This window comes from Mucilaginibacter phenanthrenivorans, assembly GCF_024721155.1.
In the GTDB taxonomy this organism is placed as follows: domain Bacteria; phylum Bacteroidota; class Bacteroidia; order Sphingobacteriales; family Sphingobacteriaceae; genus Mucilaginibacter; species Mucilaginibacter phenanthrenivorans.
Genome location: NZ_JAHVAP010000001.1, coordinates 20,791 through 45,873 on the forward strand (window position 1 = coordinate 20,791; position 25,083 = coordinate 45,873).

Sequence of the window (25,083 nt, forward strand, 5' to 3'; positions counted from 1 at the left end):
GTTGCCTTCCAGGCATAGGGGCTTGAGCCGTTTATATACTTAATTTTCGGTTCAGCATCAGCAACAATGTATACTTTTAACAAAGAAGAACGGTTATGTAACAAGAAGCTTATCGATAAGCTTTTTCATAACGGTTCTTCTTTTTTGTGTTATCCCTTCAAAGCTTCGTGGCTGTTTATTGACGAGCCCGGCGAATTCCCCACGCAAATTTTGTTTTCGGTATCAAAAAGGCGATACAAACGCGCCGTTGACCGTAATTTAATAAAGCGCCGCACGCGTGAGGCATACAGGCTTAATAAACAGCAGCATTTATATAATGTACTAATAAGCCTGGATAAAAGAATCATTCTCTCTGTTGGATTTATAGGAAAGGAAATTGTTGAGTACGATTTTATGGAGAAAAAGATGCTGAAACTTTTAACGCAGCTTTGTGCCGAGATAACCAAATGAAGCTCATTGTTGACATATTAAAGCTGATAGTAGGATCAATCTTCGTTGTTCTTATAAAAATATACCAGTACTTTATTTCGCCCTTAACAGGAGCTTCATGCCGGTATACGCCTACGTGCTCGCAGTATGGAGTTGAGGCCATAAAAAAACATGGTCCTTTTAAAGGCGGATGGTTAACATTGAAACGGATTGCCAGCTGCAATCCCTGGGGTGGGCACGGGCATGATCCTGTGCCATAAATTAATTTGAGGTCTTTAGTTCTCAGTCTGAATGCAAACATATTTGCTACTGCGGACTTAGGACTACGGGCTCAAGACTCAACATTTAAAGAATGATATTACAAATAGAAACCGCCACTACATCCTGTTCCGTTGCATTAGCAAAGGATGGCAATGTATTGGCCTTTAAAGAGGTTAACGGGCGTAATTTACATGCCGAGGTAATAACCAGGTTTATTGAAACTATCCTGGCTGAAGTCGGCGCAAGTTATAATGATTTGGACGCTATTGCTGTTAGCTGCGGACCGGGTTCGTATACAGGTTTACGAATTGGCATATCTACAGCAAAGGGATTGTGCTTCGCGCTTGATAAACCGCTTATTGCCATTGAAACCTTAGCGGCGATGGCTGATGGCGTTATTGGGATGGAAGAATATTCGACAAAAAAGAACCTGCTTTTATGCCCCATGATTGATGCCCGAAGGATGGAGGTTTATACCGCAATATTTGACACAAAGGGCGCTGCTATTAAATCAACTGCAGCTGAAATAATTGACGAAAACAGCTTTGCCGATATTTTAAAAACGAACAAGATCTTGTTTTTTGGCGATGGCGCCGAAAAATGCTTTAATGTTTTAAAGCAAAACCCAAATGCATTATACCTGCCGGAATTTGTCAATTCAGCAAAAGATCTGACCAGGAAAGCAGTGGATAAATTTGCTGCTAAGGATTTCGAAGACGTAGCCTACTTTGAGCCATATTATCTAAAGGATTTTATCGCCGGAAAGAAAGCGGTTTGATTTCGGACTTCGAATGTTCGATGTCGAATTTTAACAGGAATAAAAAATTTCTAACATAATATTCTGAATCCGAAATGGAAAATCCGAATTCCGAAATGGATTTAATCGTTAGTCTTAAAGATCCTGCCCCATAATCTTCCCAAAAATCCCTTTTCGCCAGTCGGAATTGTACTTGCGTTCATTGGATGCTCAATTACCGGCCCGAATTTAATGGAAGCACCGAGAAAGAAACTTGCCCCTGTGAATGAACCGTTCGAATATGTTTGGGTAGGGCTTTTGCTTAGCTGTGCAGATGTAAGGCTGGCCGTTTGTGTAAGCTTATCGCTGCCCAAAAAGAAATCAAAGTTTGGTGTCTGGATCATGAACTGTGCCCCAAGGTTAAACAGCTTCATGTCGTCGTATGTAGTGGTGAGGGTTAAAATGTATTTCTTGTATTGAAACGGGTTAACTAGCGCCCCTGTAAAGCCCGGATAAAATAACTCCTTGGAGGCGATGAGCGTTGGCGAATATTTAAAATTCTTATTATCATCTATCCAGAACATCTTATTTACACTTAACTCGCCGCGGCCGTCAATAGGCGTTGTGAATGAGCTTGTTACCTGGTTGCCGTGAATTATTTTTGTAAGAGAATTATACACATTTTTTTCGCGACTAGGGGTTGATAAACCTTCTATTTGCTGGATGTCGTCAAAAGCGTAAATATGCGACCTGCTGCTCCAGTGAATAAACCCAAGGTCTTTTACATTTCCCTGGATAATAAAACCATCCTCAGTTCTGAACGTTCCGCCAATCGAGATTGCCGCACCCGGGTTCCGGAAGTTCGGCAGGTAATCACGTGGAATCAGGTGCCCGGGAATGTAATTGGAATAATATATTCCGCTTAAACCCAAAATGGCTGAGTCATCGGCCTTATCAAAGGACACTTGCGAATGGACGATATCCATTTTTTCATACTGGATCCCCATTAATGCGCTCAGTTTTGCGCCGAATGAAAATTGTTTGTTGATTTTTTCGCGATAGCTAAAACCTATTTGATGGTAGGTTTGAAAGTAGTAATTATCATTAAAAATATCGGAATAATTATCGTCTTTAAAATTTCCTAGACCATTTAACAACGATATGGATTCATCTGTAAAAAGCCCCTTGCCTTCAAATTTGGTTTGTACCGAAAAGCCAAGCTCCACGTCTCCATTTAAGCTCGAGAACATTTTAAACATAATGTCGTAATTCCCGGCATTCAGGTTTACATGATTTACTTTTCCTCCGTTAATAACCAATGCTGAGTTATCATATTTGTTACTGAATGCCCTGCTTTTTAACGTAGCCTGTGCATCGCCTGTTATAAAAAAATTAACATTAAGATTGGGTATGAGGAAATTGGAGGCAAACTGCTTGCTGGAGTCGGTAATGAACGCTTTTTGTGACGGGTTTTCAAACGAGTCGTATAAAGTTCCCGTGTTATATTGGGAAAATTGTTGGCCAAAAAGTTTAATTGTAGATGTAAGTATTAAAAGAACGAGTAAAATCTTCTTCATATATCGCGCTATACAGGGTGCTTTTTATATTCGTCTTAAAGATAAAATTCCCAATTGACTTAATTAAACAATAATTAACATTTTAACGGAAATGTGGAGGTATAGTTGTGTTGTGGATAAAATCTACTTTAATTTATACGCAACTGTATCTGAATTCAGCCTCATGCAAAAGTTAGTGTAAAAGTTTTTATCAACCGCTGAAAACTGGAGGGATGCGGCAAAGAAATTTTTCCAGCCGGGCTCCATGGATTTAAAATCGTCGTAAAAATCCGGGTTCATATCTCTTTCAAATATTGGTTGGATATTTTTAAAATCCAGAAGAAATGATACGTTGCTTTGTGCCGCAAGCAGGTCGTTAAATTGGTTGAATTGGCTATTCTTGCTTAAAAATTTGCGGTTTATATAAGTGTCATAAAAACTCGTCAACTCGTTATTGCTATTGGCAAGTACCAGGTAGTTGTCAATGATCATAAAATTCGGCTTTTTGAAAATGCCAAATGCATCACCCAATAAAAACAGCGGCAGCTTTTCGTAACTCAATTCCCCTTTGTTTTCGTCGCTCATAATGCTGATGGCCGATAATACCAGTTTAAGCTTCGAGCCGTCCTTTACAGATACAATGCCGAATTTTTCAAAATAACGGGTTGTTATAATAGCAAACTCATTTCCAAGTAAATTATCAAATTCGGTTTTGATCCTTACAGCGGTCTCAGCTTTTACCTTGCTAAATAGTTGATCCCGCTCTTTTGCCAGCCCTGTGCTATTTTGCCATTCGGAGAGATCTGATCCAAATTTGGCCGGGTTAGATACCAGGAAGTTAGTGCCGTATGCAGTTGTTGACGGGTAGATGTCGTTTAAATGATTGATCACCGGTTGCTGGTTCACGAATAGTTTTAAATAAGCCGAAGGCCCGTCTTTTTGTATGGTAGTGGAGCCATTGAACATGATGGCATCACTGCGATAGTTTAAACTTAAGGCAGCAACAGCAGGCAGCATCCTGAACGTTTTAAGGATATCAGTATTTTTGTTTCTGAATAACTGTTCAAACAAGGGCGAAAGCTGGCTGTAGTTTACATATAGGTTACCCAATGAATTGTTGCTTTGCTGCTCAGATAACAAAATAAATACCGGCTTGTCTGTTTTGCTCTTATACGTTGCGCTCTGTTCTGCCAGTTCTTCGGAAAAGCTGCCGGAAAAAGCATTGTCACCTTTGTTGATTATATAAAAGCGCGTTTTAAGTATGTTCACATAAATATTGTACCCGCTTTTACCGGGTTTGCGAATAGGCGTGATTACCAGGCCGTTTTTAGGTTGTTTTGATAACTGGTCAAATACGTCCGGATCAAATGGAGTTGCAGGCGACGCAGATAACAGGAGCTCTATTCCATTGGTTTTGGAGGGATGCAGGGAAATAAACAGGTCTTGCGCCGTGAAGTATTTGCTTAATAATGGATTTTGGAGCAGCACCTGCCTCAGTGTATCTAACTGGCCAAGCTTTTGTTTACTTATAATTGCGGCAAAAAGCTTGTTATCCTTAAAAATATCGTAAAAACCCTTATCGTTGTTAAATTCAAACACAAGTGAAGCATTATCCGGAATTAAGCGCATTACCTGGCTGGTGCGCGTGCCTGGCGGATTTAAATTTTTAAAATAAACTACCGTAACGAACGCAGTGGCCGCCAATAAAATCAGGGTAATAATTATTTGCTTTCTCATTGCTGCTTGCATTGCAAATGTAGTTTTTTAAGTTGGATTAGCCGGAGGAAACAGGTTTGATTACCTGTACAAGTTCCCAACTTTTAAACATTACAAGCTTTCAACAATAGTGTAATTCAACCATTCATCAAATTAATTAACTTAGCCAATTATATTATGAAGAAAAGAATATTTGTAACCGCATCTGTGTTAGGGGCGCTCGCGGTTATCGCCGGTGCATTTGGTGCACACGGGCTTGAAGAAAAACTGTCTGCGCAGGATCTGCATGTATGGAATACTGCTGTTCAATACCAGTTTTATCACGTGTTTGCTTTAATCGGGCTGGCAGCGTTAAGCCGTTATGAAACCCGGCTGATAAAGGATTGTTATTACCTGTTTACAGTAGGGATTTTATTTTTCTCCGGCTCGTTATATCTGCTTGCCACCCGGAGTATTTTAGGCTGGGAATGGTTGCGTTTTGTTGGCCCTGTTACTCCATTGGGCGGCGTATTATTTATAGGTGGGTGGATAACTATGGGGATAGCCGCTACTAAAAACAAATAAATTAATGTTAGAGTTTGCCGAGGCACAATTTACCGATCGTGAGACACTTTTTGTAAAAGTGATCCTGCCGCTGGCTATTGCGAAAAATTACACCTATCGTGTTCCGTTTGAAATGAACGACGCGGTAGCGGTGGGCAAGCGCGCAGTGGTTCAGTTTGGTAAGAGCAAGCTTTATACGGCAATTATTGCATCAATAGGTAAACTGGCACCTGAGAAATACCAGGCGAAGTATATTATAGAACTACTGGACGACCGCCCGGTGGTTACTGGTGAACAATTAAGATTCTGGCAATGGATGTCGGAATATTACATGTGTACTTTGGGCGAGGTAATGAATGCAGCTCTGCCATCGGCATTGAAGCTGGCAAGCGAAACCAAAATAGTTCTTAATAAAGGCTTCGAGTTTGACCGCACCGATCTGCATGACAAAGAATACCTGATTGTTGAGGCGCTCGGGATTCAGCCTGAATTAACAGTTAGCGATATTGTAAAACTGCTGGGGCAAAAAACAGTAATGCCGATTTTGAAAATACTGTTCGAAAAAAACATCATCAATATATCGGAAGAAGTAAGTGAACGTTATAAGCCCCGCACCCGTAGTTTTATCGCACTTAACCCTGTTTATCAAAACCAGGATAATTTGCGGGAGCTGTTTGGTATTCTCGAAAAACGTGCCCCAAAACAAGCTGACGCGGTGTTAGCTTACATCAAGCTTGCCCGAACTCAAAAAAGTATTTCAAAAGCTGAACTGATTGAGGAAAGCGGAGCCGGTGCGGCAAGTATCAAGTCGCTGGAGGAGAAAGAAGTTTTTGTTATAGAGGAGAAGAATGTAAGTCGACTGTTCTTTGAGGAGGAAGAGCTATACAACAATTTTGAATTGAGCCAGCAGCAAGGTATTGCGCTTTCCGAAGTAAAGGATCAGTTTAAGCAAATGGATGTAGTGTTGTTGCATGGCGTAACTTCATCCGGCAAAACGCAGATCTATATTCGGTTGATAGAAGAGATGATCAATTCAGGCCGGCAGGTTTTGTATCTGCTGCCCGAGATTGCACTTACCACGCATATTATCGAGCGGCTGCGCGTATATTTTGGCGCCAGCATTGGCATCTACCACTCTCGTTTTAATGATAACGAAAGGGTGGAGGTTTGGCAAAAAGTACTTAGCGGCGAGTATAAGGTTTTACTTGGCGCACGGTCGGCGGTGTTCCTGCCTTTTAACGACCTCGGTATGATCATTGTTGACGAGGAGCATGAAACCTCCTACAAACAGTTTGATCCTGCCCCACGATACAACGCACGAGATGCCGCCATTTTTCTGGCAAACATGCATAAAGGAAAGGTATTGCTTGGTTCTGCAACGCCGTCCTTTGAAAGCTACTATAACGCGAGGATAAAAAAATATGGTTTGGTGGAACTTACCGAAAGATATGGCGGCGTAAAGATGCCTGAAATTGAGGTAGTAAGCATTGTCGAAGAAACCAAACGCAAAACCATGCAGTCGCACTTTACCAGTGTGCTGATGGCCGATATAAATGCAGCGCTCGAAAAAAAGGAACAGGTGATTTTATTCCAAAATCGCCGGGGTTATGCGCCGCTGCTGATGTGTAAGATCTGCGCGTACACCCCAAAATGCATCAATTGCGATGTTAGTTTAACTTACCATAAAAGCAGCGGTAAGCTGCACTGTCACTATTGTGGTTATAAGGATGATGCACCAAATATTTGCCCGGCATGTGGTTCAACGCACCTGGAGTATAAAGGCTTTGGAACAGAAAAGGTTGAAGATGAGCTGGTAATGCTTTTGCCAGATGCCCGCATGGCCCGCATGGATTTGGATACTACGCGTTCGCGCAACTCCCTGCAAACCATATTAAATAATTTAGAGGAGAAGAAAATAGATATACTGGTAGGTACGCAAATGGTAGCCAAGGGGCTGGATTTTTCTGATGTCACAGTTATCGGGATCATCAATGCAGATAGCCTATTAAAATATCCAGATTACAGGGCAAACGAGCGCAGCTTCCAGATGCTGGCACAGGTAAGTGGTAGGGCAGGCCGCAGGGGTAAACAAGGAAAGGTGGTGATCCAAACATATGACCCCAGTCATCGAGTAATCAAACAGGTAATTGAAAACAACTATACCGATTTGTATTTTACGGAAATGGAGGAACGCAGAAGTTTTAAATACCCGCCATTTTACCGCATCATTAACTTGGATATAAAGCATAAGGATCCGGAGATCGTTCATAACCAATCTATCTATCTTGCAAACGAATTGCGCAAGCAATTCGATGATAGGGTAATTGGGCCCGAATCGCCATTGGTTAGCAGGATCAGGAATTATTATATCAAAAGCATTATGCTGAAATTTGAAAAGGACAGTGTTTCCATTAACAAAGCAAAGGCCATTATAAGGGACGTGATCACCCAGTTTCAAACTACCAAATTGAGCAAAGGGAGTATTGTGCAGCCGGATGTTGACCCGTATTAAATTTAAATTAAGACCATGAGTGAGCACCACTACAAAGCCACCATCACCTGGACCGGAAATCTTGGTTCCGGAACCAGTAATTACCGTGCTTATGAACGCAATCATGTTATCAGCGTAATCGGTAAACCCGAAATTCCTGCCTCATCCGATCCATCTTTTCGCGGCGACAAAACAAGGTATAACCCGGAGGAGTTGCTGGTATCTTCATTGTCATCTTGCCACATGTTATGGTATTTGCACCTATGCAGCGTGGCAGGCGTGGTTGTGGTTGATTATAGTGATGAAGCAATAGGTGTAATGGTTGAAACAGCGGATGGAGGCGGCTACTTTAAAGATGTTACCTTATTCCCAAAGGTAACTGTAACCGAGGCATCGATGATTGAAAAAGCTAATGCGCTGCATCATGAAGCAAATAAAATGTGTTTTGTGGCTAATTCTGTAAATTTTCCTGTTAAACATTCACCAACGTGCCAAGTGAGCGATCTGAAAAAATAATCGGCGACAAATCAGGCAGATAAATTTATAAAGGGGCTATACCAATTTTATACAGCTATAAATCTTAAAAACGTATTAGATTTGCATGTATAATGGCCTATAAGTATATCGACAATTACCGCGAGAAGGGTGCCAGGAAAAAGCTGGTAGAAGAATTAAAGAAAAAAGGAATTGATGATGAGCGGGTATTAAACGCGATAGGCACCGTAAAGCGACATTATTTTTTCGACGAAACTTTCTGGAACCAGGCTTATAAGGATATTGCCTTCCCGATAGGCGAGGGGCAAACCATTTCGCAACCTTATACCGTTGCTTATCAATCGCAATTACTGCACATAAATAAAGGGGATAAGGTACTGGAGATTGGTACCGGCTGCGGCTACCAGACCTGTATCCTGCTTGAACTTGGCGCAAAGGTTTATACCATTGAGCGGCAGGAAAAACTTTACAACCACACCCGCCAGGTATTGCCACATATAGGTTATAAGGCCAATTTTTTTGTTGGCGATGGCTCGATCGGGATAGCCAAACATGCGCCTTATGATAAAATAATTGTTACTGCGGGTGCTCCTACGGTTCCTGATGTATTGTTGAAACAACTGAACATCGGCGGGATTCTGGTTATCCCTGTTGGCGATGAGAAAACCCAAAAAATGGTGACTGTGCTAAAAGTTGGTGAACATGATTATGAAAAGATCGTGCTGGATACCTTTAGGTTTGTGCCGCTGGTAGGGGATAAGGCGTGGTAGGAGAAGCCCCTAACCCCTAAAGGGGAACAATAGTCGCTTCGCAAATCTATCATGCTAATCAAAACTCCCCCTTTAGGGGGCCGGGGGGCTACCTCTTCATCGCCCTATCCATCTCCACCTTTGTGTCGCGTTCCTTTAAAGTTTCACGCTTATCAAAAGTTTTCTTACCCTGTGCTAATCCTATTTCCAGTTTTGCAAAACCGCGTTCGCTGATGAATAATGCAAGCGGTACTATGGTTAATCCTTTTTCCTCGCCGCGGGTTTGTAGCTTTTTTAGTTCTTTTTTGGTGAGGAGTAACACACGGTCGCGTTTTGCTTCATGGTTGTAGAACGAGCCATAGCTATATTCGGCGATGTGCAGGTTGCGTACATAAAGCTGCTCATTTATAAAGGTACAAAATGCGTCATTGATGTTTGCCTTGCCTTCCCGGATGGATTTAATCTCCGTGCCCAGCAATTTTATGCCCGCAATATATTTGTCGAGTATGTGGTACTCAAAATAAGCCTTTTTATTCTTGATATAGATATTCTGATCCATTGGTGCAAATATGCGAATTATTTTGGTGACAGGATCCGTGGAGGCTTAACCACCAGCACCGGGATATTCACCATGTGCCTTACAGAGTTCACCGTTGTGCCAAAGATCAGATCCTTTAATGCCTTGTGCCCATGCGATCCCATTACTATAAAATCAACATCATTTCCGTTAACAAACTTTGCTATTTCACGTGCGGCGCTGCCGAAGCCGATATGAGGCTTAGCTTTGTAACCAAGATCGGTAAGCGCCTTAACATATACATCAAGGTTATCCAGATCGCTTTGCGTTTCGTGGTCCATTATCTGCCCGCCATAGTAACGCGCACCGGCGGTTTCCACCACGTGGATTAGCGTATATTTCGCCTTTTTGCCGCCCTGCATGATGGCATTACGAATGCATTCAGTATCGTTGTTTGAAAAATCGATGGTTACAGCAATGTTGTGGTAATCAATGGCCGACAGGTCCTCGATTTTTGATGCCAGTCCGTGCGGAACGCTTGATGGTTCATCATTATGCTTATAAAGTATCGGCCTTAAAAATACGTACACTAACAGCAAAGCTATCCCAATAACAACAGGCGTAACAAAAACATAGATCCATATCGCTGCGGACGGGAATTGTGTTATCCAGTCGCCAATTTGGTCATAAACCAGCTTGGCATTCAGCGCTACTATCAGTATTGCACTTGCCCATGCCAGGATCTTAACCTTCAGGCTGATGGCAAACTTGCCCATCCGTTTGCGGTTGGATGTAAAGTGGATGAGTGGGATTACAGCAAATCCCAACTGCAGGCTTAGCACAACCTGGCTTAAAATTATCAGGCTGCCCAAACCGGTTTCACCAAAATAAATAATGGTGAATACCGCTGGCACAATCGCCAGGATTCGGGTTAGCAGACGACGCAGCCAGGGCTCAATACGAAGGTTGATGTGACCTTCCATAATTATTTGCCCGGCAAGTGTACCTGTAATAGTTGAACTTTGACCCGATGCAATTAAAGCTATTGCAAACAGGGTAGGCGCTATCCGGCCGAAAATATGTTCCAGTAATTTATAAGCGTCCTGGATCTCGGCTACTTTAAAATACCCGTTCTTGAAAAATGCTGCCGCAGCTAATATCAGGATGGCTGCGTTAACCACAAATGCAAGGTTTAGCGCGATGACGGTATCAAAAAGATTGAACTTGATGGATGACCTGATCCCGGCGTCGGTGCGGCTGATCTGCCTTGTTTGAACCAAAGAAGAATGCAAGTATAAATTGTGCGGCATCACCGTGGCTCCAATAATTCCGATGGCGATATACAGCATGTTTTGAGTGGTCGCATCTTTTTTAAATAGATTGCTTGGGATGAATCCCTTTAGCACCCCGCCGAAATCAGGCCCCACAATAAACATCTCCACCAAAAAGGAAACGCCGATTATAAATATCATCGACATGATAAATGCTTCCAGCTTGCGCATGCCCTTGTTCATCAGGAACAGCATAAGCACCGTGTCGGTAATGGTTAATGATACGCCCCAAATGAGCGGCAAATGGAATAGCAACTGCAAGCCAATAGCCATACCGATGATCTCCGCAAGGTCACAGGCTATGATGGCTATTTGGGCTAGTATGTAAAGGCAAAAGTTTACGAAACGGGGATAGGCGTTTTTTGAAGCCTGCGCTAAATCAAGCCCGCGAACGATGCCTAATCTCGCGCTTAACGATTGTAATAATAGGGCGATCAGGTTTGAGGCGAATAACACCCAAATGAGTTTATAGCCGAATGCGCTGCCGCCCGCAATATCTGTCGCCCAGTTACCCGGGTCCATATAGCCTACACTTACCAGGTATGCCGGGCCTAAAAATGCCAAAACCCTTTTCCACCCGATTTTGGCTTCGGGATTTATCGAACTGTGAACGTTAGCTAATGAATTGTCGTTTTGCTTGCTCATATAGTAATCAGTAAATTATTAGCTACCTCACGACTTATCTGTAAAGTCTTATTTTCCATTTGCAGTATCATTGATCTGTCGAATTCTATAATGTCATTCACCGTGATTTTTTTTCCAATGGTGAGGCCCTGTTTTTCCAGGTATTGTAAAAAAGAGGAGGAGTGATCGCGCACCCCGCAGATCACGCCGCAGGTATTAACCTCAATTGCCGAAACAGGTTTAAGATCATGCAATTTAAATTTTCCATCACTATCGGGGATCGGGTCGCCATGCGGATCGTATTTTGGGTAATCCATAAATTTATCCAGGCGGTCTATTAATTCGTTTGATGAGATGTGCTCCATTTCTTCGGCCATTTCATGTACCTCATCCCACTTAAAACTTAATTTCTCCACTAAAAAAAACTCCCAAAGGCGATGTTTCCGGATAATATTTACTGCGATCTTTTCACCGGCCGCGGTTAAGGTAACTCCCTGGTATGGCGTGTAATTGATCAGCGTTTTATCAGCCAGTTTTTTAAGCATATCGGTAACTGACGATGCCTTGGTATTCAGCAGCGCAGCCAGTTGGTTGGTGCTCACGTTTTCGTCGTTAAGCGAAAGGTGATAAATTGACTTTAAATAGTTTTCTTCGGCTAAGGTATTCATTTAAGCAAATCTAATAATAAATTTAGACAAACCTAAATATTTATACATAAAGAATATATTTTTGTTAAACGTGTTTTTTGAAAAATTTTATTTTGTGGATTAAGGAAAACTATATCTTTGCAGAACTATGGGAGCCGAATTAGATAAAATAGACCTTCAAATATTAAAGATATTACAAGAGAACGGACGGATAACCAACCTCCAGCTTTCAAACGAAATAGGGCTTTCGCCTGCACCTACGTTGGAGCGTGTGCGCAAGCTTGAAAATGCCGAATATATCAAAAGCTATCATGCCCTGGTTGACGAGGAAAAACTTGGACTGGGAATTAAAACCTTTATCCAGATCTCGCTGGATTTTCATCAAAAAAACACCATTCAAACATTTTTGGATGAGATCCAGAATATCAAAGAGGTAACGGAGTGCCACCACGTAACAGGTCAGTGCGATTTCCTGCTGAAGGTTTATGTGCGCGATATCAAATCGTACGAGCAATTGATCATGGAAAAGATCAGCCGCATAACAGTGGTTAAAACGTTCCAGACCATGATGATCATGTCAACGAGTAAAAAGGAGCCGATAGTGCCGCTGGAATATTAGGCCCCCCCGGCCCCCTAAAGGGGGAGATAAAAAATAAAAGGCTTGCTTTGTTATAAAGCAGGCCTTTCTTTTGACATCGCATTATAATCTCCCCTTTAGGGGGTTAGGGGGCTAATTTGCCAATCAATCGGCTTTCTTCCCTCTTTTACCAAGATCTCATTTGTTTTTGAAAAAGGCTTTGAGCCAAAAAATCCCCGATCCGCTGAAAATGGCGAGGGGTGCGGCGATTTGATAATGTGGTGTTTCTTTTGATCGATCAATTCAGCCTTGGCTTGTGCAAAGGCGCCCCATAGGATAAAGACTATGCCCTTTTTTTCGTCCGAGATCTTTTTGATCACAGTGTCGGTAAAAGTCTCCCAGCCGTATTTTTGATGTGAGTTAGGTGTGCCCGCTCTTACGGTCAGACTTGCATTTAAAAGCAACACTCCTTGTTCCGCCCATTCAGTCAGGTCGCCGTGGTTAGGAATAATAAAGCCGGGGATGTCGGTGGATAGCTCCTTATAAATGTTTCGTAAGGATGGTGGAATAGTGATGCCCTTTTGCACGGAAAATGATAATCCGTGTGCCTGATTTTCGCCATGGTAAGGGTCCTGGCCAAGAATAACGACCTCCAGTTTGTCAAGCGGCGTTTTGTTGAATGCGTTAAAAATGTCGGCGTTTTTAGGGTAAGTTTTGTGGCCTTCGTCCTTTTCCTTTTTTAAAAGAATCTTAAGGTTGACCATATAAGGTTTGTTAAATTCTTCGCCTAAAATTTTCAGCCACGAGGGCTCTAATTCTCCTGCCATAAATATTAATATAGATGTTGATTAAGCGTACAAATAAACGGATATTTGCATACTAATTTATAGTTTTAAAAGATGTCAAATATAGTAAGGTTAATTATTGCCTGCGGAATTATGGGTGCTGCCATAGTACTATGTGTTTTTGGCCATTGGGGCTGGGGCATACCTGTATTGTTTTTAGGTGGCTTTGTATTGCTTAGTTATTTCTTTAATGAAAACATGATCATTTCGCAATGGTTTTTGCGAAAAGAACAATCTGAAAAAGCTGAAGAATGGTTATTGAAGATTACCGACTACGAAAAACAACTGAACAAAAGCCAGTGGGGTTATTACAATTTGTTGATCGGTTTGATTGAATCGCGCAAATCACCATTGAAATCAGAAAAGTATTTTAAGAAATCGCTTACCCTGGGTATGAAAATGTCGCATAATGTAGCGTTGGCTAAGTTGAGCCTGGCAGGCATAGCAATGGCAAAACGTAACAAACGCGAAGCACAAATGTACTTGTCGGAAGCGTCAAAGGATGATAAGAACAAATTACTTACCGAACAGATAAAAATGATGAAGGGCCAAATGGCACAAATGGATAAGCAACAGGTAGTAAGGGGCGGATACCGCCAATTCTAAAGGCAGGTAGAAATATCAAAAAAAATAAAAGGGACGCGAAATCATCGCGTCCCTTTTATTTTTCTTCAATTGAGCTGTAATATTCTGGCTCAGAAGAGATGATTTGAGCTGGTGCGATATACCTGTCGGCAATAAACGAGCTTTCATCCGTTGGATTAGCCACCTCTACCATTTTCAAAAGGCTCCTGATGAACGAAAGATTAAAGTTGCTTCTGTTCAGTTTTATCAGGTATTCGTTTTCGGTTATTTCTAATATTGAGTTAGTCATCTTAATTTGCATTTTGTTGCATTGTAAAAGTAATCAACATACCAAATGCCAAAGTGTTATTAAAATTATCCTTTTATTAAAGAATTGTTAATGAGTTATATTAACAAGTGGTTGTAATGCTTAATTCGATGTGTTTTTTTCCTGAAGATGAGGTTTCAATCTTATTTTAGTCCAATATTCTTCACGGACATCCCCGTCTATTTCGATAGGAATGTTACCGCCATAAAGTGTATCATCGCCATTCTTTTTGCATCCCGAGATCCAGTAAGGTTCTGTTGTTGCTATTTCAATGCAATTGTATTTATACCCGCCCTTTACCTTGATGAATTCCTTACCATCGTAATACATTGTACGAAGCGTTTTTGAAAAAGTAACTCTTCCAATCCTTGCTGTTCCGGTAACTTCGTTAGCCTTTCGTTCTATGTACATGATCCTGCTTTTCATCGCTGTAAAATATCACGCAATTTAAGCTATAATACTATATACCCGCCCAGCGTTAAATTTTTATATTTACGAGCCAATACCCTGTAAATATTTGTATGAAATTTTTAACGATTACGCTTGCAGCTATCTTTGCTGCATCTGCCGTCTACGCACAGCTTTCTACCTCAAAACTTTTCGGCGACCATATGGTGCTGCAACGAAACCATAATATTCCGGTTTGGGGACGCACCGGAAAAAAAGCCAAGGTTATAATCGACCTTAACAACCAACATATAGTAGTCAAGGCCGATGAACAGGGAAACTGGACGGCCACACTAGCGTCGATGAAGGAGGGAGGGCCTTACACAATGAAGATCTCATCGGGAAAAGAATCTATAAGTTATTCTGATATCATGCTGGGTGAAGTTTGGCTTTGCTCCGGGCAATCAAATATGGAGTTCCAGCTTAAAAATGCATACGGGTATAAAGCTGAACAAAAGGTAGCATCGCAGGTGGCTGTCCGCCAGTTTCATGTTCAAAACAAGATCAGTCTCACACCCGAAAAAGATGTTACCGGCCAGTGGATACTTGCCTCAGCTAACACCATTGGAGATTTTACAGCAGTTGGGTATTTCTATGCCAAAAAGCTTTCGCAAACTTTGCATGTTACCGTTGGAATCATAAACAGCAGCTGGGGCGGAACAGAAGCTGAGGATTGGATCAGCAGGGAAACTATAGTTGCATCCCCGGATTTTAAGGCCTTAGTGCCAGATCTGCCGCAAAACGCCGATCAGCTAAGCCAACGATCAGACAAATTATTAAAAAGATGGGCCTATCATAACGGCCCGGTTGTAAACTTTACCGCGGAAGACCTGGCAACGAAGCCCGGTTATTTTTTTGACACCTGGCAGCATGCTTATGCACCGGGATCGTGGGAGTGGAACGGCAGGCTGTACTCATACCGGGGATTGGGATTTATGCAGCGTACCTTAAGTTTGGATAGCTCATACAGTTCAGTTGGTTCGGTTATTTCACTCGGTCAAACAGACGCCGATATGGATATCTACATTAATGGGAAGCTAATTAATAAGGGTGCGCTACCGACAAATTACCAGCTTAGCCTCCCTGCCGGAACATGGAAGACAGGAATGAATAGTTTATTGATCAACTTTCAATCGGCGCAAAAAAATCCAACCTGGTTTGGTACAGGGCTCAACGGAACGGGTGCAAATGACCTGAATATTCGTTTTGCTGATACAACTATCAACATAGCCGATGGTAACTGGCATGTAATGCCGGATTTGAGTAAGCCATACCATTTTGATTTTCTGCCAAATAATACCGCGTTTGATTTATATAATGGCATGATCAACCCGCTGATCCCTTATGCGCTGGCCGGGGTGATCTGGTACCAGGGGGAATCAAATGCTGAACGGGCATTCCAGTATCGCTCGGTATTCCAGATGCTGATAAACGACTGGCGCGGAAGATGGAAAGAGCAACTGCCGTTTCTATTTGTGCAACTATCATCATTCGGCACCTCGCAAAATAGTAACCTCGGCAGCAATTGGGCCGAATTACGTGAGGCGCAGAATATGGCTTTGCAGCTGCCAAATACAGGCGTTGCTGTAACAACAGATATTGGCGACCCCTTTAATATCCACCCGAAGGACAAGGCAGACGTAGGTTACCGCCTGGCTGCTACTTCATTAACCCAGGTTTACCACCAGCCCGGATTTTTTGCGAGCCCCCTGTTTGTCTCTGCTGATTTTTCAGGCGGATCAGCTTTGGTTAGCTTCTCAAATGCCGAAAACGGCTTAATGGCGAAAGATCAATATGGTTATGTAAAGGGATTTGAGCTGGCTGGAGCCGATCATAAATTTTACTACGCGCAGGCAGTAATAACCGATAAAAATAAAGTGAAAGTTTGGTGCAGTGCGGTCCCAAATCCTGTGGCTGTTCGGTATGGGTGGACAAATGCGCCGGTTGATGCCAACCTGTTCAATATTCAGGGCTTCCCGGTAAGTCCGTTCCGATCAGATACCTGGGACGGTGTTACGCTTGGGCATAAGTTTGAATAAAAAAGCAGAGACGCCTCGATTTGTCGGGGCGTCTCTGAGATATTTTGTCAGTTATGTTTGGAGACGCAAAATATTGCGTCTCTACAAAGAATAATTACGCAAACCAGGCCATTACCACTTCCTTTGCAGGCATGGTAATATCCAGTTTTAATTTTTTGCGCATTCCGCCAAGGTCGTTAAATACTTTGTTTGGGTTAGCGGCTTTTAATTCTTCTAAATTATTGATCCCCATTTTGTTTAAAACAGGCACCCATTCAACAGGCACGCCTACATGAACAAAGTCATCAACGGTAACGGTCTTTGTTTTTTTCTCCGGGCGCATTTGCGGGAAAAACAATACTTCCTGGATAGTGCTCTGATTGGTCATCAGCATCACTAAACGGTCGATACCAATACCCAAACCTGAAGTTGGCGGCATACCATATTCAAGCGCGCGCAAAAAGTCGTCATCCATCGCCATTGCCTCGTCATCACCGCGACCGGCTAAGATCAGCTGTTCTTCCAGGCGCTCACGCTGGTCGATAGCATCGTTTAATTCTGAATAAGCGTTAGCTATTTCCTTGCCGTTTACAAACAGCTCGAAACGTTCAACCAATCCTTCTTTTGTACGGTGCTTTTTAGCAAGCGGCGTCATTTCTATGGGATAGTCGGTAATATAGGTTGGCTGGATCAGGTTGGCTTCAACCTTCGCGCCGAAGATCTCGTCGACCAGCTTGCCTTTGCCCATTGTACTATTTGTTTCGATACCTAACCCGACACAAGTTTCGCGTAAGGCTGCTTCGTCCATAGCTGATACATCTATCCCGGTATATTTCAGGATGGAATCATACATGGAAAGCTTTTCATAAGGGCCTGCAAAATTGATCTCGTTAGCGCCTACCTGTACAACCGGGATGCCGGTAACAGTGCGTGCAACAATCTCCAAACATTCCTCAACCATTGCCATCATCCAGTTGTAGTCCTTATAGGCTACATAGATCTCCATGCTGGTGAACTCCGGATTATGGGTACGGTCCATGCCCTCGTTGCGGAACATCTTACCAAACTCATACACACCATCAAAACCCGCTACTATCAATCTTTTTAAATAAAGCTCGTTGGCTATGCGCAGGTATAAAGGCATGTCCAGTGTATTGTGATGCGTGTTGAACGGACGTGCCGCTGCGCCACCGTGCACAGGCTGTAATATCGGTGTTTCCACTTCCATCCAGCCCTGCTTGTTAAAATACTCGCGCATGCTGCTGATCACCTTTGAGCGTTTGATGAAGATCTGCTTAAATTCCGGGTTAACCGTTAAATCTACATAACGCTGGCGGTAACGCTGTTCAGGATCGGTAAAGGCGTCATGCACCTGGCCGTCTTCCTCACGTTTAACAACCGGAAGCGGTTTTAATGATTTTGCCAGTAAGGTTAATTCCTGTACATGAACAGAGATCTCGCCGGTTTGAGTTATGAAAACAAAACCCTTTACGCCAATATAATCACCGATGTCCATCAGCTTTTTAAATACCGTATTGTAAAAAGTTTTATCCTCACCGGGGCACAGGTCATCTCTTTTTAAATAGATCTGCATGCGACCGGTTGAGTCCTGCAGCTCAGCAAAGGATGCATTGCCCATAATGCGGCGCGTCATGATTCGGCCTGCAAGGGTAACCTGTTTATAGTGATCCGGGTAGCGGTTAAAATTGTCAGTAATATCCTGTGCAAAGGCGGTAACCTTATATTCCTCGGCGGGATACGGGTTGATACCTAAGGCACGCAGGTCCTGTAATGATTTGCGGCGAAAAATTTCCTGTTCGGATAGGGCAGTGCTCATATTTTTAATAAAGGTGCAAAAATAGGGTTTTGAGGCGAAAGCTGAAAGGTAAAAGGAGAAAGGTTTGGGAATTAGGTGTGGAGGCGTTTTGAGGTTAAAGGAGAAAGGTTTTTTGACGAGTATTTTAGGAGTAAGGTCAACTAGTTGGCTGTTTAATAATGATCTTTTAGTGAATAAATATGAATCTCATTCTCTTTGATTTCATATATTATCCGATGCACGTTATTTATACGACGTGACCACATTCCGCTCCAATTGTGTTTAAGAGGTTCTGGTTTTCCAATACCATCAAACGGGGTTTCTTGAATTGATTGAATTAAAGAGAGTATTCTAATTTGTAAATGTTTTTGCCCTGATTTTTTCCAATACTTTAAGTCGTCCAGAGCTTTGGGTTGATAAACTACTTCCATAAGTCTTTAAGCGCAATCTTTACTCCTTTGCCTTCTTCCATATCTTTTCTTCCCTGGGTTATTTTATCAGAAAGGTATGAGTTGGCCATGATTCGCTCGGTTTCATCTTTGTATTGACTGTCATCTTCAATATCGTACTCTAACTTAAGTGCATCTAAAACAGCGGTAATTGCTTTTTCAGACAAAGAGTCGTCAATATTTACTGTTAGTGTTTTCATTTTACTTTATGCTTTTTAATAGATTGATAGGTAAATGAGTCTCTCACACAAATTTAAATAAAATTTTATCAAATACTGTTTACGTATATTCATAACGTAGATATTAGATTTGCCATATGAATTTAAAAGTAATTGCATTTGATGCTGATGATACGCTTTGGGTAAATGAGCCGTACTTCAGGCATACGGAAGAGCAGTTTTATCAATTACTTGGCGGATATTCAACCCAGCACGAGTTGGAGCGTGAGTTGCTGAAAACAGAAATAGAGAACCTTACCTTGTATGGCTACGGTATAAAAGGGTTCATACTATCAATGATAGAGACCGCACTTCGGATCACCAGCAACACCATCACCACCGATGTTATTGACCAGATCCTGGAGCTTGGTAAGCAAATGCTTAATCAACCCATTGAGTTATTAGATGGGGTGGAGGATGTGCTGAATGCCTTAAAGGATAAATACAGGTTGGTTGTTGCCACAAAAGGCGATCTGCTGGATCAGGAGCGTAAACTACGAAAATCGGGGGTGAGCCATTATTTTCACCACATCGAGATCATGTCTGAAAAGGATGATGCCAATTACCTGAAGCTGATCAGGCATTTGGACGTAAGGCCGGAAGAACTGATGATGGTGGGGAACTCCTTAAAAAGTGATATTTTACCGGTATTAAATGTTGGCGGGCATGGTGTGCATGTGCCTTATCACATCACCTGGGCACACGAACACATTGAGCATAGTATTGAAAACGATAACTTTAAAAGTGTAATCCATATTAAGGATATTCTTGAATTTTTGTAAACGATGAACCAGCTAACAGAAACAGGAATCCCGATATATTCATTAAAGGAAATTAGCATGACTGGGAACAGCTTGTTCGAGATTCTTGATATGAAGGGACAATATGCGCAACTTCCTACCGTGTTTTTAAGTCCGCACCGCAGGGATTACTATTTTCTGGCTTTAATAAAGCAGGGATGCAGCAGGCACTGGATAGATATGGTGCCCTATACCTTAAAACCGGATACTTTTTATTTCACAGTGCCGCACCAGGTTCATGTGAAGGAGAAATCAGTTCCGTCCATTGGTAAAATTATTTGCTTTACCGATGAGTTTTTGGCAATAGAAGAAAATGCATTGTTGAAGCAATTACCAATCATCCAAAATCTGCATAACGGGCATGAGCTTGAACTGACCGATGAGAATATTATTTTTATTGAAGACCTGATACTCAAGATGCAAGCCGAGCATGCGCAAAAGCAGGATTGGCGTAACGGGATGCTGCTTTCTTATTTAAGGGTTTTACTGATTTATCTAAGCAGGCTGTATAAGGAACAATACGAAGGCGAAGATCTATCGACTGATCGCTTGCTCCTGAAGAAATTCAGGCAGCTGATTGAGGAACAACATACCGAATTACACGATGTGGCCGCATATGCCGATCAGCTTAATATTTCCGCTGGCCATTTGGGCGAGGTGATTAAACAGCAAAGCGGAAAAACCGCCATCGAGATTATCCATGAGCGACTGGTACTTGAGGCGCAGCGCCTTTTATTTCATACCGAACTCTCTATTAAAGAGATTGCCTGGCAACTGGGATTTGAGGATGCGTCCTATTTTAACCGTTTCTTTAAACGGCTGATTGCAGATACACCAATGAATTATCGCAAGCAAAGCCGGAATATGTACCATTAATGCCTGCCTTTGTGAAGTTTTAACTGTTTTTGCCGTGATACCTTTGTCGTATTAAATTACATATGACAGAACAGGAAAAACAGAACAAAGAAGTAGTGCTCCGCTTCAACAGGGAAGTACTCGAAAAAGGCAGTATCGATGCCATCAACGAAATTATCCACCCCGATTTTGTTAACTACACAGCGCCTGGTTCAGCCCGGGGGCCGCAGGGGATAATTGATTTTACCATTAGTATCATGCACAAAGCGTTAAAGGATATTAAGGTTGAAATTCACGACCAGGTTTTTGAAGACGATAAAGTTGTTACCCGTAAAACAATTTCCGGAACTCATGTTGATACCTTTATGGGCATTGCACCAAGCGGTAAACGGGGAAGCATAAATATCATCGACATAATCACCGTAAATAACGGGCAATACACAGAACACTGGAGCATCAGGGATATAAGTGGCCTGGTTAATCCATTACCTAATAATTAAAATTTACCATGAAAACAGTATTGATAACAGGCGCGAATAAAAGCATCGGCTTTGAAACCGCCAAACAAATGATAGAAGCAGGCTACTATGTTTATCTCGGTAGTCGTGATCTTGAAAAAGGAAATGAAGCGGTTGAGAAATTGAAGGCTGAGGGTTTAACTAATGTAGAAGTGATAGTAATCGACATCAGCAGCGATGAATCGATAAAAGCCGCCAGGGCAGAGATCGGCACAAAAATAAACTCACTGGATGTGCTGATTAACAATGCAGGCATCAGTGGCGGATTTCCGCAAAACGCCCTCGGGATGACAACTCAAACTGCACGTGAAGGTTCGCCACCAATTTTTTCGGAACGATAGAGGTAACTAATAACTTTCTCGACCTGCTGAAAAAATCCGATGCGCCGAGGATCGTTAATGTTACTTCGGGATTGGGTTCACTCACTTTACATAATGATTCAACATGGCAGTATTATCAGGTAAAAACTGCAGCTTACGGGCCATCAAAAACAGCATTGAATGCTTATACAGTAGTACTTGCCTACGAGTTGAAAGATACTGCCTTTAAGATAAATGTTGTAGATCCGGGATATACGGCAACGGATTTTAACCATCACGGCGGACCCCGCCACGTGACGGACGCAGCAAAGGATATTGTGAGATTTGCAACGCTGGATGAGAACGGTCCACATGGCATTTTTTACAGCGTAGATAATAACGCAGAAACGGGTATCAGTCCGTGGTAACCGATTTAGGCGTTTGTCCAGGTTTATGTTTAGCAGCAGAGTCGACAACCGGATGCAGGTGTTTGGTCCTGCTGCTTAACGAAGTAGCATAAAACGACATGGATACGGAATTGATCAAACAGTGCAACACTATTCCCCAAACAAACCCATGTTTGAAACGAACATAGGTGATGCCCCAGCCCATGAAAAATTGCGGCAATACATATATAGGGTAAACCCAGATCAGGCTCCATTGCAGCGGTATGAAATTTGCAATGTGCATCAGTGCGAACAGGCACATGGAAGTGATTATAATGCGTTTTTTTAGTTTATCGCTTATTTCGAGGCCTTTTGGGATGAGCTGTACAACAACGAAATAGATTGCAAGAATTACAGCGACCCGAATACCCAATGCAAAGCCTTTTCCAAGCAGGTGGCTTAAGTTTTTAACAAACGGAATAACGTTGCCAAACATGAAAAACGCGATGGCAATGCATATTGCAACATGAACCCTTTTTAAAGACAAGGGAAGCCGGAATACAGTTTCTTCCATTATTGGTCCAATAAGGCAAATGTAGATCATGCCCCAGGCTATCCCGGTCTTCTTAAACTGTTCCTCAAATGTTTTGCTATACTGTTTTTGGATGCTTTTAAAGTGCAGTGAATGAGTAACAAAATATTCAACCCAAACGCTTAGCCATCCGGAGAGGATCAGGCAAAGGAAAATAAGCCCGTACGTTTTTAGTATGGTGGCTATTTTTTGAATGAAGGATGAATTACCTTGCTGGTCTAGCGACGGATATTCACTGATGTTAAATATTTCTTTTAACATCAATCCGCCTCCGCGTCGCCCAGGTACAACTCATCGATGTCCTTAGCGTATTTTTTCTCAATTACTTTGCGTTTGGCTTTCATGGTAGGGGTGATCTCTCCATCTTCGATGCTGAATGGTTTACGCTTTACCTTGAAATTCTTTATCCGCTCAAATTTTGCCAATTCGTTGGAGTATTTTTTGATGTCCTGGCCAATCCAGTCTGTTATGTCTTTTTCGTCGATAAACACATCCGGCTTTTCAAAATACTCGTTGCTTAGTTGAAAAGCTTCCTGCAACCCTTCTTTAGAGGGTACTATTATCGCAGTTATGTATTCCCGTTTATCGCCAATTAGAAAGATCTGCTCAATTTTGGGGCTTTTTAGATAGGTGTTTTCTACCGGGGTGGGATAAATGTTCTTACCATAGGCATTTACCAGCATGTTTTTCAGCCTGTCGGTTATTTGCAGGTTGCCCCTGAAATAGCGGCCTATATCGCCTGTATGGAACCAGCCATCGGCATCAATAACGGTAGCGGTTTCCTCGGGTTTGTTCCAATAACCCTTCATTACGCAATGCCCCCGCACGATAATCTCACCCTCTTCCGACTGAAAATCGGGTTTGAACGTATCGTGAGTTTGAATGGTATAGATCTGTTGGGTGTCGACATTTTGGATAGCCACCTCAATGCCTGGAATAATTCTGCCTACGGTACCATAAATGATGCGGTCGGTTTCAGTTACTGCCATTACGGGCGAGGTTTCCGTTAATCCGAAGCCCTCTAATACCTTTATCCCCAGATCGCCATAAAACTCACCAATGTTTTTGGGTAATGCCCCGCCGCCGGAAAGCATAATCTTAAGTCTGCCCCCGGTTTTTTCTTTGATCTTGCTGAATACCAGTTTCTCCGCAATTGTATGCTGCTGACTCAGGATCAAACCCGGCTTTTTGCCGGCCTCATGCACAAGCCTTACCTTCTTGCCAATTTTTAGCGACCATAAAAAGATCTTCGACTTAACGCCGCCTGCGGTCGTTCCGTTTTTCATGGCCCGGTCGTGGATGCGTTCTAAAAGCCTTGGTACGCAGTTCATTACAGTAGGGCGTACTTCGGCCATGTTTTTTGCAAGCAGGTCGAGGCTTTGGGCAAATGCTATTTTACTGCCGGTAAACAGGCAGATATGGTAAGTTGCCGTGCGTTCAAATACGTGTGATAATGGCAGGAACGACAGGAATACATCAGTCGATTCGATGATCGGGATTTGGATTAAGCTTGTCCTTGCATTTTCAGTAAGGTTGAAATGGGTAAGCATCACCCCCTTTGGCGTACCTGTGGTGCCGGATGTGTAAATGAGGCAGGAAAGGTCGGATGGTAAAATGGCTTCGCGCGCGCTATTTATAGCAGCAGTGTGTTTATCATCCATTTTTAAGCCTTCGTCAATCACCTGTTTAAGGCTTACTACACCGGCGTTGAGATTTAATTTAGCCAATGATTTTTCAAAATCTTCAAATGCCGGGATGATGCGGATAAGCGCCGGGCAATTATTGGCTATCCTGGTGATCTTGCGTAACAAAAACGGATTACCAACCAAAATGGTCTTTGCGCCGGAATCGTTTAAAATATATTCAATTTCAGTTTCTGAAAGGGTAGGGTAGATAGAGGCATTTACTGCGCCTATCTGCTGTAATGCCTGGTCGTAGTAAATATAATCCGGGCCATTTTCAATTATTAACGACAGGCGATCACCTTTTTTAACGCCGATATCAAGCAGCCACGAAGAGATAGCATCTATCTTTTCTATGGCTTGCTTATAGCTGATCTCCACCCATGTATCCTCAACTTTGTGGGTCATGAATGTGTGGTCTTCAGGATGGATATTCTTTATGATATAGCGGATAAGACTCGGAATGGTGGATCGTTTGGTTGCCGTGTTCATTCGGTTAATAGCGGTTTGTATGTAAGCAAATCTAAAAAATAATATGGATTGCGTCGATTTAAGAAATACGATTGCACCGATTTTTTTCTTTAGATTTATGGC

At 42.4% G+C, this 25,083-nt stretch carries 28 protein-coding genes; 15 read left to right on the top strand and 13 right to left on the bottom strand.

Features of this window, described 5'->3' with window-relative positions; genetic code table 11:
• Positions 1-66: 66 nt before the first annotated feature.
• The 3 genes from rnpA to tsaB all read left to right on the top strand — a co-directional run bounded on the left by rnpA (position 67) and on the right by tsaB (position 1,468).
• Complete coding sequence (gene rnpA / locus KXD93_RS00095) at positions 67-450, top strand: ribonuclease P protein component (RefSeq protein WP_258134813.1); 384 nt, start codon at positions 67-69, stop codon at positions 448-450.
• Complete coding sequence (yidD, locus tag KXD93_RS00100) at positions 447-689, top strand: membrane protein insertion efficiency factor YidD (protein ID WP_258134814.1); 243 nt, start codon at positions 447-449, stop codon at positions 687-689. Before rnpA ends, yidD begins: the two co-directional genes overlap by 4 nt.
• Before the next feature lie 92 nt (positions 690-781).
• The gene (gene tsaB / locus KXD93_RS00105; RefSeq protein ID WP_258134815.1) at positions 782-1,468 is read left to right on the top strand and encodes a tRNA (adenosine(37)-N6)-threonylcarbamoyltransferase complex dimerization subunit type 1 TsaB; all 687 of its coding nucleotides are present in this window, start codon (positions 782-784) and stop codon (positions 1,466-1,468) included.
• Positions 1,469-1,569: 101 nt separating this feature from the next.
• Here tsaB and KXD93_RS00110 read toward each other — a convergent pair whose 3' ends face one another.
• Positions 1,570-3,003, bottom strand: coding sequence for a DUF5723 family protein (locus KXD93_RS00110; RefSeq protein WP_258134816.1), 1,434 nt, complete (start codon positions 3,001-3,003; stop codon positions 1,570-1,572).
• Positions 3,004-3,126: 123 nt separating this feature from the next.
• Positions 3,127-4,719, bottom strand: a complete 1,593-nt coding sequence (locus KXD93_RS00115; RefSeq protein WP_258134817.1) for a hypothetical protein — start codon at positions 4,717-4,719, stop codon at positions 3,127-3,129.
• 156 nt (positions 4,720-4,875) lie between these two features.
• Between KXD93_RS00115 and KXD93_RS00120 the strand changes: the two genes are divergently transcribed.
• From KXD93_RS00120 to KXD93_RS00135, 4 genes are all read left to right on the top strand, one after another.
• Entirely contained in the window at positions 4,876-5,262 is a 387-nt protein-coding gene (locus tag KXD93_RS00120) for a DUF423 domain-containing protein (RefSeq protein WP_258134818.1), read from the top strand.
• A gap of 4 nt (positions 5,263-5,266) precedes the next feature.
• Complete coding sequence (gene priA, locus KXD93_RS00125; RefSeq protein ID WP_258134819.1) at positions 5,267-7,753, top strand: replication restart helicase PriA; 2,487 nt, start codon at positions 5,267-5,269, stop codon at positions 7,751-7,753.
• A 15-nt stretch (positions 7,754-7,768) separates the two neighbouring features.
• The gene (locus KXD93_RS00130) at positions 7,769-8,248 is read left to right on the top strand and encodes an OsmC family protein (protein ID WP_258134820.1); all 480 of its coding nucleotides are present in this window, start codon (positions 7,769-7,771) and stop codon (positions 8,246-8,248) included.
• Positions 8,249-8,340: 92 nt separating this feature from the next.
• Positions 8,341-8,997 carry a protein-L-isoaspartate(D-aspartate) O-methyltransferase gene (locus tag KXD93_RS00135; protein WP_258134821.1) on the top strand — a complete coding sequence of 219 codons (657 nt, stop codon included), beginning with the start codon at positions 8,341-8,343 and terminating at the stop codon, positions 8,995-8,997.
• 88 nt (positions 8,998-9,085) lie between these two features.
• Here KXD93_RS00135 and smpB read toward each other — a convergent pair whose 3' ends face one another.
• Genes smpB through KXD93_RS00150 form a run of 3 tightly spaced genes read right to left on the bottom strand, consistent with a single transcriptional unit; the run spans position 9,086 to position 12,116 of the window.
• Positions 9,086-9,535 (bottom strand): SsrA-binding protein SmpB, encoded by a 450-nt coding sequence (gene smpB / locus KXD93_RS00140; protein WP_258134822.1) that lies wholly within the window; start codon positions 9,533-9,535, stop codon positions 9,086-9,088.
• A 17-nt stretch (positions 9,536-9,552) separates the two neighbouring features.
• A complete protein-coding gene (locus tag KXD93_RS00145) occupies positions 9,553-11,469 on the bottom strand; it encodes an Nramp family divalent metal transporter (RefSeq protein ID WP_258134823.1) in 1,917 nt (638 codons plus the stop codon).
• Positions 11,466-12,116, bottom strand: coding sequence for a metal-dependent transcriptional regulator (locus KXD93_RS00150; protein WP_258134824.1), 651 nt, complete (start codon positions 12,114-12,116; stop codon positions 11,466-11,468). The genes KXD93_RS00145 and KXD93_RS00150 overlap by 4 nt, the downstream gene beginning before the upstream one ends.
• Positions 12,117-12,243: 127 nt before the next feature.
• Between KXD93_RS00150 and KXD93_RS00155 the strand changes: the two genes are divergently transcribed.
• Positions 12,244-12,714, top strand: coding sequence for an Lrp/AsnC family transcriptional regulator (locus tag KXD93_RS00155; RefSeq protein ID WP_258134825.1), 471 nt, complete (start codon positions 12,244-12,246; stop codon positions 12,712-12,714).
• Between the two features lie 95 nt (positions 12,715-12,809).
• On the opposite strand, the gene ung is transcribed toward KXD93_RS00155, so the two are convergent.
• Positions 12,810-13,499, bottom strand: a complete 690-nt coding sequence (ung, locus tag KXD93_RS00160; RefSeq protein ID WP_258134826.1) for a uracil-DNA glycosylase — start codon at positions 13,497-13,499, stop codon at positions 12,810-12,812.
• Between the two features lie 72 nt (positions 13,500-13,571).
• Here ung and KXD93_RS00165 point away from each other — a divergent pair, with 72 nt between their 5' ends.
• A complete protein-coding gene (locus tag KXD93_RS00165) occupies positions 13,572-14,123 on the top strand; it encodes a DUF2892 domain-containing protein (RefSeq protein WP_258134827.1) in 552 nt (183 codons plus the stop codon).
• A gap of 55 nt (positions 14,124-14,178) precedes the next feature.
• Here the strand turns inward: KXD93_RS00165 and KXD93_RS00170 are convergent, their stop codons facing one another.
• Positions 14,179-14,391: a hypothetical protein gene (locus KXD93_RS00170; protein ID WP_258134828.1), complete on the bottom strand. Its 213-nt coding sequence runs from the start codon at positions 14,389-14,391 to the stop codon at positions 14,179-14,181.
• Positions 14,392-14,511: 120 nt separating this feature from the next.
• Positions 14,512-14,835 carry a hypothetical protein gene (locus KXD93_RS00175; protein ID WP_258134830.1) on the bottom strand — a complete coding sequence of 108 codons (324 nt, stop codon included), beginning with the start codon at positions 14,833-14,835 and terminating at the stop codon, positions 14,512-14,514.
• A gap of 95 nt (positions 14,836-14,930) precedes the next feature.
• Between KXD93_RS00175 and KXD93_RS00180 the strand changes: the two genes are divergently transcribed.
• Complete coding sequence (locus KXD93_RS00180; RefSeq protein ID WP_258134831.1) at positions 14,931-16,895, top strand: sialate O-acetylesterase; 1,965 nt, start codon at positions 14,931-14,933, stop codon at positions 16,893-16,895.
• 94 nt (positions 16,896-16,989) lie between these two features.
• Here KXD93_RS00180 and lysS read toward each other — a convergent pair whose 3' ends face one another.
• From lysS to KXD93_RS00195, 3 genes are all read right to left on the bottom strand, one after another.
• On the bottom strand, positions 16,990-18,711 hold the full coding sequence (gene lysS, locus KXD93_RS00185; protein WP_258134832.1) for a lysine--tRNA ligase: 1,722 nt from the start codon (positions 18,709-18,711) through the stop codon (positions 16,990-16,992).
• 152 nt (positions 18,712-18,863) lie between these two features.
• Positions 18,864-19,121, bottom strand: a complete 258-nt coding sequence (locus KXD93_RS00190) for a Txe/YoeB family addiction module toxin (RefSeq protein ID WP_258134833.1) — start codon at positions 19,119-19,121, stop codon at positions 18,864-18,866.
• On the bottom strand, positions 19,112-19,339 hold the full coding sequence (locus tag KXD93_RS00195) for a hypothetical protein (RefSeq protein WP_258134834.1): 228 nt from the start codon (positions 19,337-19,339) through the stop codon (positions 19,112-19,114). Before KXD93_RS00195 ends, KXD93_RS00190 begins: the two co-directional genes overlap by 10 nt.
• 116 nt (positions 19,340-19,455) lie before the next feature.
• On the opposite strand from KXD93_RS00195, the gene KXD93_RS00200 reads away from it, so the two are divergent.
• The 5 genes from KXD93_RS00200 (at position 19,456) to KXD93_RS00220 (ending at position 22,257) form a co-directional block, all read left to right on the top strand.
• The gene (locus KXD93_RS00200) at positions 19,456-20,139 is read left to right on the top strand and encodes an HAD family hydrolase (protein WP_258134835.1); all 684 of its coding nucleotides are present in this window, start codon (positions 19,456-19,458) and stop codon (positions 20,137-20,139) included.
• A 3-nt stretch (positions 20,140-20,142) separates the two neighbouring features.
• The gene (locus KXD93_RS00205) at positions 20,143-21,033 is read left to right on the top strand and encodes a helix-turn-helix domain-containing protein (protein WP_258134836.1); all 891 of its coding nucleotides are present in this window, start codon (positions 20,143-20,145) and stop codon (positions 21,031-21,033) included.
• A 62-nt stretch (positions 21,034-21,095) separates the two neighbouring features.
• Positions 21,096-21,512: an ester cyclase gene (locus KXD93_RS00210; protein WP_258134837.1), complete on the top strand. Its 417-nt coding sequence runs from the start codon at positions 21,096-21,098 to the stop codon at positions 21,510-21,512.
• Positions 21,513-21,520: 8 nt separating this feature from the next.
• Entirely contained in the window at positions 21,521-21,871 is a 351-nt protein-coding gene (locus KXD93_RS00215; protein WP_258134838.1) for an SDR family NAD(P)-dependent oxidoreductase, read from the top strand.
• Between the two features lie 26 nt (positions 21,872-21,897).
• Positions 21,898-22,257: an SDR family NAD(P)-dependent oxidoreductase gene (locus KXD93_RS00220; protein ID WP_258135688.1), complete on the top strand. Its 360-nt coding sequence runs from the start codon at positions 21,898-21,900 to the stop codon at positions 22,255-22,257.
• Here the strand turns inward: KXD93_RS00220 and KXD93_RS00225 are convergent.
• Both KXD93_RS00225 and KXD93_RS00230 read right to left on the bottom strand, forming a co-directional pair.
• The gene (locus KXD93_RS00225; protein ID WP_258134840.1) at positions 22,244-23,068 is read right to left on the bottom strand and encodes a CPBP family glutamic-type intramembrane protease; all 825 of its coding nucleotides are present in this window, start codon (positions 23,066-23,068) and stop codon (positions 22,244-22,246) included. The two genes, KXD93_RS00220 and KXD93_RS00225, sit on opposite strands and share 14 nt — an antisense overlap.
• On the bottom strand, positions 23,068-24,981 hold the full coding sequence (locus tag KXD93_RS00230) for an AMP-dependent synthetase/ligase (protein ID WP_258134841.1): 1,914 nt from the start codon (positions 24,979-24,981) through the stop codon (positions 23,068-23,070). The genes KXD93_RS00225 and KXD93_RS00230 overlap by 1 nt, the downstream gene beginning before the upstream one ends.
• Between the last annotated feature and the right edge of the window lie 102 nt (positions 24,982-25,083).

Excerpts from the sequence above, each read along its gene's own strand:
- rnpA (WP_258134813.1), top strand. The coding sequence starts at position 67 with ATGTATACTTTTAACAAAGAAGAACGGTTATGTAACAAGAAGCTTATC.
- yidD (WP_258134814.1), top strand. The coding sequence starts at position 447 with ATGAAGCTCATTGTTGACATATTAAAGCTGATAGTAGGATCAATCTTC.
- tsaB (WP_258134815.1), top strand. The coding sequence starts at position 782 with ATGATATTACAAATAGAAACCGCCACTACATCCTGTTCCGTTGCATTA.
- KXD93_RS00110 (WP_258134816.1), bottom strand. The coding sequence starts at position 3,003 with ATGAAGAAGATTTTACTCGTTCTTTTAATACTTACATCTACAATTAAA.
- KXD93_RS00115 (WP_258134817.1), bottom strand. The coding sequence starts at position 4,719 with ATGAGAAAGCAAATAATTATTACCCTGATTTTATTGGCGGCCACTGCG.
- KXD93_RS00120 (WP_258134818.1), top strand. The coding sequence starts at position 4,876 with ATGAAGAAAAGAATATTTGTAACCGCATCTGTGTTAGGGGCGCTCGCG.
- priA (WP_258134819.1), top strand. The coding sequence starts at position 5,267 with ATGTTAGAGTTTGCCGAGGCACAATTTACCGATCGTGAGACACTTTTT.
- KXD93_RS00130 (WP_258134820.1), top strand. The coding sequence starts at position 7,769 with ATGAGTGAGCACCACTACAAAGCCACCATCACCTGGACCGGAAATCTT.
- KXD93_RS00135 (WP_258134821.1), top strand. The coding sequence starts at position 8,341 with ATGGCCTATAAGTATATCGACAATTACCGCGAGAAGGGTGCCAGGAAA.
- smpB (WP_258134822.1), bottom strand. The coding sequence starts at position 9,535 with ATGGATCAGAATATCTATATCAAGAATAAAAAGGCTTATTTTGAGTAC.
- KXD93_RS00145 (WP_258134823.1), bottom strand. The coding sequence starts at position 11,469 with ATGAGCAAGCAAAACGACAATTCATTAGCTAACGTTCACAGTTCGATA.
- KXD93_RS00150 (WP_258134824.1), bottom strand. The coding sequence starts at position 12,116 with ATGAATACCTTAGCCGAAGAAAACTATTTAAAGTCAATTTATCACCTT.
- KXD93_RS00155 (WP_258134825.1), top strand. The coding sequence starts at position 12,244 with ATGGGAGCCGAATTAGATAAAATAGACCTTCAAATATTAAAGATATTA.
- ung (WP_258134826.1), bottom strand. The coding sequence starts at position 13,499 with ATGGCAGGAGAATTAGAGCCCTCGTGGCTGAAAATTTTAGGCGAAGAA.
- KXD93_RS00165 (WP_258134827.1), top strand. The coding sequence starts at position 13,572 with ATGTCAAATATAGTAAGGTTAATTATTGCCTGCGGAATTATGGGTGCT.
- KXD93_RS00170 (WP_258134828.1), bottom strand. The coding sequence starts at position 14,391 with ATGACTAACTCAATATTAGAAATAACCGAAAACGAATACCTGATAAAA.
- KXD93_RS00175 (WP_258134830.1), bottom strand. The coding sequence starts at position 14,835 with ATGAAAAGCAGGATCATGTACATAGAACGAAAGGCTAACGAAGTTACC.
- KXD93_RS00180 (WP_258134831.1), top strand. The coding sequence starts at position 14,931 with ATGAAATTTTTAACGATTACGCTTGCAGCTATCTTTGCTGCATCTGCC.
- lysS (WP_258134832.1), bottom strand. The coding sequence starts at position 18,711 with ATGAGCACTGCCCTATCCGAACAGGAAATTTTTCGCCGCAAATCATTA.
- KXD93_RS00190 (WP_258134833.1), bottom strand. The coding sequence starts at position 19,121 with ATGGAAGTAGTTTATCAACCCAAAGCTCTGGACGACTTAAAGTATTGG.
- KXD93_RS00195 (WP_258134834.1), bottom strand. The coding sequence starts at position 19,339 with ATGAAAACACTAACAGTAAATATTGACGACTCTTTGTCTGAAAAAGCA.
- KXD93_RS00200 (WP_258134835.1), top strand. The coding sequence starts at position 19,456 with ATGAATTTAAAAGTAATTGCATTTGATGCTGATGATACGCTTTGGGTA.
- KXD93_RS00205 (WP_258134836.1), top strand. The coding sequence starts at position 20,143 with ATGAACCAGCTAACAGAAACAGGAATCCCGATATATTCATTAAAGGAA.
- KXD93_RS00210 (WP_258134837.1), top strand. The coding sequence starts at position 21,096 with ATGACAGAACAGGAAAAACAGAACAAAGAAGTAGTGCTCCGCTTCAAC.
- KXD93_RS00215 (WP_258134838.1), top strand. The coding sequence starts at position 21,521 with ATGAAAACAGTATTGATAACAGGCGCGAATAAAAGCATCGGCTTTGAA.
- KXD93_RS00225 (WP_258134840.1), bottom strand. The coding sequence starts at position 23,068 with ATGTTAAAAGAAATATTTAACATCAGTGAATATCCGTCGCTAGACCAG.
- KXD93_RS00230 (WP_258134841.1), bottom strand. The coding sequence starts at position 24,981 with ATGAACACGGCAACCAAACGATCCACCATTCCGAGTCTTATCCGCTAT.